Source organism: Microvirga arsenatis, from assembly GCF_009910705.1.
Lineage (GTDB): Bacteria > Pseudomonadota > Alphaproteobacteria > Rhizobiales > Beijerinckiaceae > Microvirga > Microvirga arsenatis.
Window position 1 is genome coordinate 22,860 of the sequence record NZ_JAAAXJ010000008.1, and the last position, 11,090, is coordinate 33,949.

Consider the following 11,090-nt stretch of genomic DNA (forward strand, 5'->3'; position numbering starts at 1 on the left):
CCGCACACCCGTGACGAACGGCGAAGCGGCACACTTTCTGGGGGCTCTTCACATGCAAATCGCTCTCAAGGCGGCTCACGCCTCACGCCAGTCTGCAGCCGTTTGCCTCAGCGATGAAGCCAGCAGCCTCGCTGCCGGACGCGAAACCCGGAACTGCTCACGTCTTCAAGGAGGACAGACCCTGCTGAACCTCACCAAGGTTCTGGGCCTGGGAGCCTGCATCACCTTCGGCATCAGCCTGGCGGGCCCCCTGCAATCTGCGTCCGCCGCGGAACCGCGGACGCTTCTCCCGGCGGGCCTCGAGGCCGGTGCGGATGCCATCAGGCTGCCGGCCGCTCAGCCCAATGCGCCCTTCGTGATGGCCGCAAGCGATGCCGCGCCCGTCGATCCCCTCGCTCAGGTTGAGCCTGTCGAGCCGGTCGTCGCCTCCGCCTCGGAACTGCAGAAGCAGATCATTCTCTCGCTTCCCCTGACCAACCCGCCCACCTCGGAAGGCAGCGAGGACGACGAGCCCATGTCGCGGGAACTCACGGAGTACATGGAATTCGAGGACATGCGCGTCCCGGTCTGGATCGTGGACACGATCCTGCGGGCCTCCAAGTTCACCGGCGCGGACCCGGTCTACATGATGGCCCTGGCGGACAAGGAGTCGAGCTTCCTGCCCGGCAACAAGGCCTCGACCTCGTCCGCCGTGGGCCTGTTCCAGTTCATCTCGAGCACGTGGCTTGAGGTGGTTCGCTCCTTCGGCCCGGCGCACGGTCTGATTGCCGAGGCCCAATCCATCGAAGGCGCTGGCGGGAAGCTGTCGATCCCGAACGAGACCATGCGCGAGCATATCCTCGGGCTGCGCCGAAATCCCTATATCTCGGCCCTCATGGCCGCCGAGATGATGAAGCGCGACAAGGCGAAGATCGAGGCGCGCCTGGGCCGCAAGCTCAGCCGCTCGGAATTCTATCTCTCGCATTTCTTCGGCGTGGACAGCGCAAGCAAGTTCATCGCGCTCGTGGACGACACGCCCAGGAAGAGCGCCCCCGATGCCTTCCCGGCAGCGGCGAGGTCGAACAAGTCCCTGTTCTTCACCAAGGATGGCAAGAAGACCCGGCAGCTCAGCGTGGCCGAGGTCTACGGCAAGATCGACGGAATGATCGACAAGCGCCTCAACCGCTATGTCGACGTGTCGGCGCGGGCGACGGCCGATTCGTCCTTCTGATCCCCTGCCCCGTCGGGGCCGCCGTTCGCCTCCGCCCGCGGCGCCATGGCTGGAGAGGCGGAGCTCGTCGGCGCAACATCCAGGAATCCCCCTTTGGTCGGGGTGCGCTGGATGCGGATGATCCGCATCGCGATGAAGAGCGCCAGCCCCAGCGAAGCCACGGCCGCATAGATGAAGAGCCCTCGGGGGCCGATGATCTCCATCGCCAGGGCTCCGAAAAGCGGACCGACGGTGACGCCGGTCGCCCAGGAGAACAGCAGCGTCCCGACGGTGGAGACGATCTGGCCCGGCTCGACGATGTCGCAGGCATGGGCCACGCAGACCGAGTAGATGCACAGGGCAAGCCCGCCCCAGATTGCGAAGCACCAGAGGATCAGCAGGCTTGCGCCCTGCGCGCTGGCCCACAGGATCAGCAGGGACACGAGGCTCGTTCCCGCCGCCAGGCCTGCGATGACGTAGCGGCGGTCCGCCCGGTCCGAGAGCCAGCCCAGGGGCCATTGCATGGCCAGGCTGCCCGCCTGCAGGGCGAAGAGGAGAGCGGCCGCCTGATCCTGGTTGAGCCCGATGCTGACGCCGAACACGGGCGTGATGGCGATCACCGGACCGTTGACCAGCCCCACCACGAAGGCTCCCACCACGGCCGAGGGGGCGGTGGCGAGAAGCTTTCTCACCTCGATGCGCACGCCCTGCGGCGCACCGGGCTCCTTTGTCGTGGTGGCCGCGATCGGCAGCAGCGAGAGGGTGATCAGCGCGCTGACGGCCATGAAGAGACCGTCGGTGCGGATGTCGCCGAACCCGATCCCCAGCGGAGACAGCATCAGCGCGACCTTGGTGCAGATCATGTAGATCGACAGGATCCGCCCCCGATGGCTCGAGGTCGCGCGGGCGCTGATCCAGCCGTCGGTGACCGTGAAGATGCAGGCGAGCGTGACGCCGCTCAGCCCGCGCAGGACGACCCAGGCCAGGGTCGAATGCGCCTGGGTCATGGCCAGCACGAGCACGGAAACCAGCGCCGCGAGGCTCGCGAAGGCGCGGATATAGCCCACATGACGGATGAAGCTCGGCGCAATGAAGCAGCCGGTGGAGAAGCCGAGCCCATAGGCGGCAGCCACGACGCCGATGGAGGCGACGGAGATCCCCTCCGCCTGCATGCGCAGCGGCATCAGGGCCTGGAGAAGACCGTTGCCGGCCTGCAGCAGCGTGGTGGCGGCCGTAATGGTCCAGATCAGGGCAAGGGATGAATTCACGATCGGATCGAGGGTGCGAAGCGGCGGGGGCGCGGGTCACCCAGAAGAGAGCAGGCGCCGCTCAAGATCAAGGGTCGATCCGAAGCGTGGAGATTTCTCGGTGGGACGGCATGCCCGGTCGCAGGGCAGGGCACGCCGCAAGCTTTGCTCAGGCCGAGCGGTTCGCGCGGTCCTTCTGGAAGCTGGCGAAGAGGTAAAATCCGTTGAAGCGCACGCCTTCCATGGCCGCCCTCCTGTCGAAGCCGAGAGGCACTTCCCGGTCTTCGATCCGCCCGCCGAACTGCCAATGGGGTTCGACGACGAATGGAGGAACCGTGCGCTCTTCCGGTACTGCACAGACGAGGCCGTCAGGCTTCGTGCTGCGGAACAGATTATATGCGTACATGTCCTGCTCCATTTTTCGCGACGAATCGCACCCTGGCGGAAAAGAATGACAGGAGTGTGATATTGCAGCGCAATAATCGAAGAATGTCCCGCTTTTGTTGCAGATTGGGAAGTGGCGCAAAGGGATGATCCCTTGTTATGATCTTTCATCCCGAAGCCTAAGAGAGGGAAGATCCAAGCATGACCACCCACAGCGCGTTCCGGCAAAGCCTCTTTGGCCTTGGCCTTCTTGCCAGCCTGTCCATGCCGGCAGCGGCCTTTGCGCAAGCGGTTGCTCCCGCTCCCGAAGCTCCGACCGGACGCGCGGCCAAGACCGCCGGTTCGGCTGCGAAGGACATGGTTGCAGCCGCCAATCCCCTGGCCGCTCAGGCCGGCCGCGAGATCCTTGCGGCGGGAGGCAGCGCGGTCGATGCGGCCGTGGCCGTTCAGCTCGTCCTGAACCTCGTGGAGCCGCAGAGCTCCGGCATCGGGGGCGGAGCCTTCATGGTCTTCTGGGATGGAAAGACCATGACCTCCCTCGACGGCCGCGAGACGGCACCCGCCGCCGCCAAGCCGGAGCGTTTCCTGGGACCCGACGGGAAGCCGATGAAGTTCTACGATGCCGTGGTGGGAGGCCGCTCGGTCGGGGTGCCGGGAACGCTGCGCCTGCTGGAAGCGGCGCACCGGAATTGGGGCAAGCTGCCTTGGCGCCAGGTTATCGAGCCGGCCATTCGCCTCGCGGAGGAGGGCTTCGCCGTCTCGCCGCGCCTCAACGGGCTCCTGACCCAGGAGAAGTACCTGCAGAACGACCCGATCGCCCGCGCCTATTTCTACGAGGCCGATGGCAAGCCGAAGGCGGTCGGAACCGTTCTCAAGAACCCGGCCTTCGCCCAGACCCTGCGCACCATCGCTGACAAGGGAGCCGACGCCTTCTACACCGGCGAGATCGCACAGGACATCGTGGCCACCGTGACGGGCCATCCCACCAATCCGGGCGACATGACCTTGGAGGACCTCAAGGGATACAAGGTGCAGGAGCGCGAGGCCCTGTGCGGCACCTATCGCACCTACAGGATCTGCGGCATGGCCCCGCCGAGTTCCGGCCAGCTCGCCGTGCAACAGATCATGGGCATCCTGGAGACACAGGACCTGGCTTCCATGAAGCCGGGTCCGGAGGCCGTCCACTGGATCGCCGAGGCGGGTCGCCTCGCCTATGCGGATCGCGCCCTCTTCGTGGCCGATCCCGCCTTCGTGAATGTGCCGGTCAAGGGCCTGACGGATCCAGGCTACATCAAGAGCCGAGCGGCTCTCGTGGATCCCAACAAGTCGATGGGCAAGGCCAAGCCGGGCGATCCGCCCTTCCAGAAGACCTTCCTGTGGGGCTCCTCGGACGGAATCGAGTACGGCACGAGTCACATCTCCATCGTGGACCGCAATGGCCATGCGGTGTCGATGACCACCACGATCGAGGACGGGTTCGGCGCACGCCTGATGACGAAGAGCGGCTTCCTGCTCAACAACGAGCTGACGGATTTCTCCTTCGCGACGACGGAGGACGGCAAGCCCATCGCCAACCGGGTCGAAGCCGGCAAGCGCCCGCGCTCGTCGATGGCGCCGACCATCGTGCTCGACAGCAGCGGCAAGCTCCATGCGGTGGTCGGCTCCCCGGGCGGCAGCCTGATCATCAACTACGTGGTCAAGACCCTCGTCGGCATCCTCGACTGGAAGCTCGATCCGCAGGTGGCCGCCGACCTTCCCAATGTCGGCAGCCGCAACGGCCCGACCGAGCTGGAGGCCGGCACGGAAGCGGAAGGCTGGAAGGCCGCGCTTGAAGCCAAAGGCCATGAAGTGAAGCTGATCGACCAGAACTCCGGCATCCACGCTATCGTTGTAACGCCGGCGGGGCTTGTCGGCGGGGCCGACAGCCGCCGCGAAGGCGTTGCGATCGGCAATTGATCATTGAGAGCAGCGGCCCCGAGAGGGTCGCTGCCGTCATCGAGAAGGTTTCAGGTTCCATGCGTATCATCGTCGTCGGCAAGGAAGGTCAGGTTGCTCGCTCCCTCGCGGAGCGGGCGCGGGCTCACGGCGCCCAGGCCGTGCTCGTCGGCCGGCCCAAGCTCGACCTTGCCGATCCATCGGGCATCGAGGACGCCCTCATCGACACCGGCGGCGACGTGATCGTGAACGCGGCTGCCTATACGGCCGTGGATCAGGCGGAGTCCGACCGGGAGCTCGCCGAGGCCATCAACGGGATCGGCGCCGGCGTGGTGGCCGGCGCCGCTGCCTCCATGAACGTGCCCGTCATCCATCTCTCCACCGACTACGTGTTCGACGGCACGGCGGACCGGCCCTACCGGGAGGACGATCCGGTTTCTCCCCTGGGCGTCTACGGCGCCTCGAAGCTTCTCGGCGAGGAGGCGGTGGCGGCTGAGGCTGAGAACCACGTCATCCTGCGCACCGCCTGGGTCTACAGCCCCTTCGGCAAGAACTTCGTGAAGACCATGCTGCGTCTTGCCGGCGAGCGGGAGGAGGTTGGCATCGTGGCCGACCAGCAGGGCTCGCCCACGAGCGCCCTCGACATCGCCGATGGAATCATCGCCGTCAGCCGCAACCTGATCGAGCGGCCCGAGGACCGGAGCCTGCGCGGCCTGTTCCACATGGCCGGCACGGGCTTTGCCACCTGGGCGGAGTTCGCGGCCGAGATCTTTGCCGTCTCGTCGCGGCTCGGCGGCCCCTCCGCGAAGGTCCGGCCGATCGCCACGTCGGATTTCCCCACCCCGGCCAAGCGCCCGGCCAATTCACGGCTCGACTGCACCAAGCTGAAGGAGGCGCACGGGGTCGTGCTCCCGCCCTGGCGTTCCTCCCTAGAGGTGTGCGTGAAGCGCCTGATCGGGGAGGCGCGCAAGGAAGTCGCCCGCTGAGCCGCTACAAGCTGCGCCGAAGCTATCCTGCAAAAGAAGACGGTTGTTCTTTATAAAGAACAACCGTAGGGTGGCTCCATGACCAAGCCGCATGATGTTGAATACCGACTCGAAACCCGCCTCGTTCACGAGGGCCATCAGCGCACCCCCTTCGGGGAGACGGCCGAAGCGCTCTTTCTCACGCAGGGTTTCGTCTACGAGAGCGCGGAGAGCGCCGAGCGGCGGTTTCTCAATGAGGAGCCGGGTTACAGCTACAGCCGCTATTCAAACCCCACCGTCGATGCCTTCGAGCAGCGCATCGCCTCCCTCGAAGGCGCCGAGGCGGCGCGCGCCACGGCGAGCGGCATGGCCGCGGTCACGGCGGCCATGGTCGGTCAGGTCCAGGCCGGAGACCACGTGGTGGCCGCCCGCGCCCTGTTCGGCTCATGCCGCTGGGTGGTGGAGGATCTGCTGCCCCGGTTCGGGGTCGCCTGCACCCTGGTGGATGGAAGGGACCTCGACGGCTGGCGCAGGGCGGTGCGGCCGCAGACCAAGGCCTTCCTGCTGGAAACGCCCACCAATCCGAGCCTTGAGATCATCGATATCGCCGCCGTTGCCGCCATCGCCCATGAGGCCGGGGCAACGCTTACCGTCGACAACGTGTTTGCAACCCCGCTCTTTCAGAAGCCCCTCGCCCTGGGCGCCGACTGCGTGGTCTATTCCGCGACGAAGCACATCGACGGGCAGGGCCGATGTCTCGGCGGCGTGATCCTGGGCTCTCAAGAGTTCATCGAGACCAAGGTGCAGCAGTTCCTGCGCATGACAGGTCCCTCGATCTCGCCTTTCAATGCCTGGGTTCTTCTCAAGGGCCTTGAGACGCTGCCCCTGCGCGTCGAGCGGCAGACGCAGACCGCAGCCTATCTGGCCGATGCGCTGCACGATCATCCGAAGCTGCGGAAGCTGACCTATCCGGGGCGTCCCGATCACCCCCAGGCCGCCCTCATCAAGCGGCAGATGAGCGGCGCCTCCACCATGATCGCCCTCGAGGTGAAAGGCGGCAAGGCCGAGGCCTTCCGGTTCCTGAACGCGCTGAGGCTGATCCGGATCTCGAACAACCTGGGCGATGCCAAGAGCCTCGTCACGCATCCGGCGACCACCACCCACCAGCGCTTCACGCCCGAGCAGCGTGCGGAGATGGGCATCTCGGATGGGCTCGTGCGCCTCTCCGTCGGCCTGGAGCATCGCGACGATCTGCTGGCTGACCTCGCCTGCGCTCTCGAACAGGTCTGACGCAGCACACTTCGTGCTTCACGATAACGTGAAACCTCGCGCCGCGCGGGCCGTCGCCGGGCCCGGTCGGCCGAGGCGGACTTGAGGCTCTCACCGATCGCTTCTTCAGAAGCGGCAAAGCACCTGCTCACAGCAATTCGGGGGAGCAGCCCTCTGCAGGTCGAGAGCGTCTGCGACTGAGGTCTATGGTCGGTGTCCGGCGCCGGCCCTTGAAGTCCCTAGGGAAATGCCACACCATCCCCTCAGGAACAACGCGGCCCGAACAGAAGAAGACGCGGTCCTCACAACAAACCAGGGGGTTGAGGGAGGAAGCCATGAAGAAGGACAATCCAGGACCAAAGACTTCAAGCCCGTCCAAGCAGTCACGTCGCCGCTTCCTGCAGGTCGCCGGCCTCGGAGCGGCAGCAACGGTCGCCGCTCCCCAGGTCTCCCGGGCCCAGACGGCCACCTGGAAATTCCAGTCGACGTGGCCCAACCGGGACATCTTCCACGAGTTCTGCAACGACTTCGCCAAGCGCGTGAACGACATGTCCGGCGGGCGCCTGAAGCTCGACGTTCTCGCCTCCGGCGCGGTGGTTCCGGCCTTCCAGCTGCAGGATGCGGTGCATGCGGGCATCCTCGACGGCGGTCACGGCGTGGCGGCCTATTGGTACGGCAAGAACAAGGCTTTCGCCCTGTTCGGCACCGGCCCATCCTTCGGCTGGAACGCCAATTCGTTCCTGGGTTGGATGAATCACGGCGGCGGCTACGATCTCTACAACGAGCTGCAGAACCAGATCCTGAAGCTCAACATCGTCGGCTTCCTGTCCGGCCCCATGCCGGCCCAGCCCCTCGGCTGGTTCAAGAGCGAGGTGACCTCGGCCGATGCCTTCAAGGGGCTGAAGTACCGCACGGTCGGTCTCGCAGCGGATCTCAACCGCCAGCTCGGCGCGGCCGTCACCATCCTGGCCGGCGGCGAGATCGTGCCCGCTCTCGAGCGCGGCGTGATCGATGGTGCGGAGTTCAACAACCCGTCCTCCGATCTGGTGCTCGGATTCCCCGACGTGTCGAAGAACCTGATGCTTCAGAGCTATCACCAGTCCGGCGAGACCTTCGAGATCATCTTCAACAAGGCAAAGTTCGATGCACTCCCGGCGGAGCTGAAGGCCATCATCAAGTACGCTGCCGAGTCCTCTTCGGCCGACATGTCCTGGAAGGCGCTCGACCGTTACTCGAAGGATTTGGAGGCCATCCGCGGCCGCGGCGTCCAAGTCAGGAAGACCCCGGACTCGGTGCTGAAGGCGCAGCTCGATGCCTGGAACAAGGTGATCGACGAGTTCTCGAAGGATCCGTTCTTCAAGAAGGTGATCGACAGCCAGAAGGCCTGGGTGCAGCGCACCTATGCCTATGAGCGGCTGAACGAGCCCTCGCGCGACATGGCTTACGACCACTTCTTCAAGTCCACCTGAGGAGTGGCCTGAAGGCTCGCCTCCAGCCAAGGCACGACTTTGTAACGGCGCGGGCGGCACAGACGATGCCGCCCTCGTAGTATCCCGCAGGCTTCCGGAAGGGCCTTGCCCCATGCGCTTCGTCTATGTCATCGACCGCATCAACACCTTCATCGGCAAGGCCGTGGCCTGGGCGATCCTCGCCCTCACCTTCGCCGTTTGCTACGAGGTGTTCGCGCGCTATGTGCTGCGAGCCCCAACGGAATGGGCCTTCGACGCAAGCTATATGCTCTATGGGCTGCTCTTCATGGTGGCGGGCCCATACACGCTGGCACGTAACAACCACGTGAGAGGTGACTTCCTCTACCGCAACTGGCCGCCGCGCCGGCAGGCGGCCATGGACCTCGTGCTCTACTTCCTGTTCTTCTTCCCCGGCATCCTCGCCCTCGTCTATGCAGGCATTCCGTTTTCCCAGATGTCATGGATGATGAACGAGCACTCCATGAACTCGCCGAACGGGCCGCCGATCTACCCCTTCAAGGCGCTGATCCCTCTCGCGGGCATTCTGATGGCTTTCCAGGGCATGGTCGAGGTGATCCGCTGCATCGAATGCCTGCGCACCGGCGCATGGCCGCAACGGCTCCATGACGTGGAAGAAACCGAAAAGCTCATTCTCGAGCAGGCCGAGCAACAAGGCCTTACGAAGGGGACCGTCTGATGCTGGCATCTTGGGGGTTGGGAAATCCCGAACTGGGCGTGCTGATGCTCGGCCTGTTCGTGGTCTTCATCATGTTCGGGTTTCCCATCGCCTTCACGCTGATGGCGCTGGGCTTCGGCTTCGGCTACATGGCCATGGGCGACATCGTGTTCTCCCTCGTGGTGCAGCGCGCCTATTCGGTGATGACGAACGACACGCTTGTCGCCATCCCGCTCTTCGTCTTCATGGGCTACATCATCGAGCGGGCGAACATTCTCGACCGGCTCTTCTACTCGATCCAGATCGCCGTCGGCGGCCTTCCCGGATCGCTCGCCATCGCGACGCTGCTGACCTGCGCCCTGTTCGCCACCGCCACGGGAATCGTGGGCGCGGTCGTCACGCTCATGGGCCTTCTCGCCTTCCCGGCCATGCTGCGGGCAGGATATGATATCCGCCTGTCGGCCGGCGTCGTCTGCGCCGGCGGCTGCCTCGGCATCCTGATCCCGCCCAGCGTGATGCTGATCCTCTACGGCGCAACCGCCGGCGTGTCGGTGCCGAAGCTCTATGCGGGCGCCCTGTTCCCGGGCCTGATGCTCGCCGGATTGTACATGCTCTACGTGCTCATCCGCTGCATGATCAATCCGAATCTCGCGCCCAAGCTGCCGGCCGAGGAACGCAGGGTTCCGCTCGCCAAGATCATCTGGTCGCTGGCCACGTCGTTCTTCCCCCTCGCCCTGCTCATCCTGTCCGTGCTCGGAGCGATCTTCTTCGGCATCGCGACCCCGACCGAGGCGGCAGCCGTGGGGGCGATGGGCAGCCTGCTGCTCGCCGCGGCCTATCGCTCGCTCTCCTTCGGCAAGCTCAGGGAATCGGTGATCCTCACCGCTCGCACCTCGGCCATGGTGTGCTGGCTCTTCGTCGGGTCCTTCATCTTCTCGTCGATCTTCGCCTTCCTCGGCGGCCACCAGCCCATCGAGCACTTCGTCACGGGCCTGAACCTCTCGCCCTTCTGGTTCCTGATCCTGACGCAGGTGATCATCTTCGTGCTCGGCTGGCCGCTGGAATGGACGGAGATCGTGGTGATCTTCGTGCCGATCTTCCTGCCGCTCCTCGACAACTTCGGCATCGACCCGATCTTCTTCGGCGTGCTGATCGCCCTCAACATCCAGACATCGTTCCTATCGCCGCCGGTGGCGATGGCGCCCTTCTACCTCAAGGGCATCGCGCCGCCGCATGTGAGCATCAACGACATCTTCGCCGGAGTGATGCCGTTCCTGTTCCTCGTGATCGTCGCCATGGCCATGTTCTACATCTTCCCGGGACTCGGCCTGTGGTTGCCGCGCTATCTCTACGGGTAATCGGGCGTCATCCCTGCGGCGCAATCCGCGGTGAACGGAACGGCCAAGCCGGAACCGTCACTCCCCCTTCACGTTGGCCTCCTGTTCGTGCCGCAAAGGAGGCCATCATGAAGTGCCAGTTCTGCCACCAGGACATCGACAATCCCTGCCACAACGCACAGGAGATGCAGCAGCGCGCCCAAAGCCATGTCGAGCGCTGCGAACATGCGCTTCAGTCTCAACAGGGTGCGGGCGCGGGGTCCCACCGCAGCGACATCCAGAGCAACGGCTAGGCCATGGCCGCCGCGCCCGAGGACCGCACGGAAGGCCTGGCCGAGCGGAGCCTGAACACCAGCATCGTGCCCCCGGCAGAAGACCACCGGGACAGGCCTGCGCAGGACAATTCGACGGGCCAGAGAAGCTCGGCCGGCAACGATCAGCGGAAGGGTCTGGAGCAAGCCAGTCCCAAGTCTCCCCATCACGAGCGCTAGGAGCCGTTCATGTCCCGCAAAGCCCGGATGAGACCGTCTTGGAAGAAGGGAAGCCGACGCAAGCAGAAGGTGTCGGGCTCCCGCAAGGCCCGCGTCACCCGACGCAGCTGAGTGCAGGGCAGCAAAAA

Annotated in this window: 11 protein-coding genes; 9 read left to right on the top strand and 2 right to left on the bottom strand. The window is 65.1% G+C overall.

Going from position 1 to position 11,090, the window contains the following annotated elements:
- Positions 1-52 precede the first annotated feature (52 nt).
- Positions 53-1,210, top strand: coding sequence for a transglycosylase SLT domain-containing protein (locus GR303_RS15345; RefSeq protein ID WP_161725414.1), 1,158 nt, complete (start codon positions 53-55; stop codon positions 1,208-1,210).
- Here GR303_RS15345 and GR303_RS15350 read toward each other — a convergent pair.
- Both GR303_RS15350 and GR303_RS15355 read right to left on the bottom strand, forming a co-directional pair.
- Positions 1,165-2,457, bottom strand: a complete 1,293-nt coding sequence (locus tag GR303_RS15350; protein ID WP_161725415.1) for an MFS transporter — start codon at positions 2,455-2,457, stop codon at positions 1,165-1,167. The genes GR303_RS15345 and GR303_RS15350 overlap by 46 nt on opposite strands.
- Positions 2,458-2,605: 148 nt before the next feature.
- On the bottom strand, positions 2,606-2,842 hold the full coding sequence (locus GR303_RS15355; RefSeq protein ID WP_161725416.1) for a hypothetical protein: 237 nt from the start codon (positions 2,840-2,842) through the stop codon (positions 2,606-2,608).
- Positions 2,843-3,021: 179 nt separating this feature from the next.
- Between GR303_RS15355 and ggt the strand changes: the two genes are divergently transcribed.
- From ggt to GR303_RS15395, 8 genes are all read left to right on the top strand, one after another.
- The gene (ggt, locus tag GR303_RS15360) at positions 3,022-4,776 is read left to right on the top strand and encodes a gamma-glutamyltransferase (protein WP_161725417.1); all 1,755 of its coding nucleotides are present in this window, start codon (positions 3,022-3,024) and stop codon (positions 4,774-4,776) included.
- A gap of 59 nt (positions 4,777-4,835) precedes the next feature.
- Positions 4,836-5,741: a dTDP-4-dehydrorhamnose reductase gene (rfbD, locus tag GR303_RS15365; RefSeq protein WP_161725419.1), complete on the top strand. Its 906-nt coding sequence runs from the start codon at positions 4,836-4,838 to the stop codon at positions 5,739-5,741.
- Between the two features lie 78 nt (positions 5,742-5,819).
- On the top strand, positions 5,820-7,010 hold the full coding sequence (locus tag GR303_RS15370) for an O-succinylhomoserine sulfhydrylase (RefSeq protein WP_161725421.1): 1,191 nt from the start codon (positions 5,820-5,822) through the stop codon (positions 7,008-7,010).
- A gap of 314 nt (positions 7,011-7,324) precedes the next feature.
- Positions 7,325-8,458 (top strand): TRAP transporter substrate-binding protein, encoded by a 1,134-nt coding sequence (locus tag GR303_RS15375; RefSeq protein WP_161725422.1) that lies wholly within the window; start codon positions 7,325-7,327, stop codon positions 8,456-8,458.
- A gap of 112 nt (positions 8,459-8,570) precedes the next feature.
- Positions 8,571-9,155 carry a TRAP transporter small permease subunit gene (locus GR303_RS15380; RefSeq protein WP_161725424.1) on the top strand — a complete coding sequence of 195 codons (585 nt, stop codon included), beginning with the start codon at positions 8,571-8,573 and terminating at the stop codon, positions 9,153-9,155.
- Positions 9,155-10,492, top strand: coding sequence for a TRAP transporter large permease (locus tag GR303_RS15385; protein ID WP_161725425.1), 1,338 nt, complete (start codon positions 9,155-9,157; stop codon positions 10,490-10,492). The genes GR303_RS15380 and GR303_RS15385 overlap by 1 nt, the downstream gene beginning before the upstream one ends.
- A 107-nt stretch (positions 10,493-10,599) precedes the next feature.
- Positions 10,600-10,764 carry a hypothetical protein gene (locus tag GR303_RS15390; protein WP_161725426.1) on the top strand — a complete coding sequence of 55 codons (165 nt, stop codon included), beginning with the start codon at positions 10,600-10,602 and terminating at the stop codon, positions 10,762-10,764.
- A gap of 3 nt (positions 10,765-10,767) precedes the next feature.
- Positions 10,768-10,962, top strand: a complete 195-nt coding sequence (locus tag GR303_RS15395) for a hypothetical protein (RefSeq protein ID WP_161725428.1) — start codon at positions 10,768-10,770, stop codon at positions 10,960-10,962.
- The last annotated feature ends 128 nt before the right edge of the window (positions 10,963-11,090 follow it).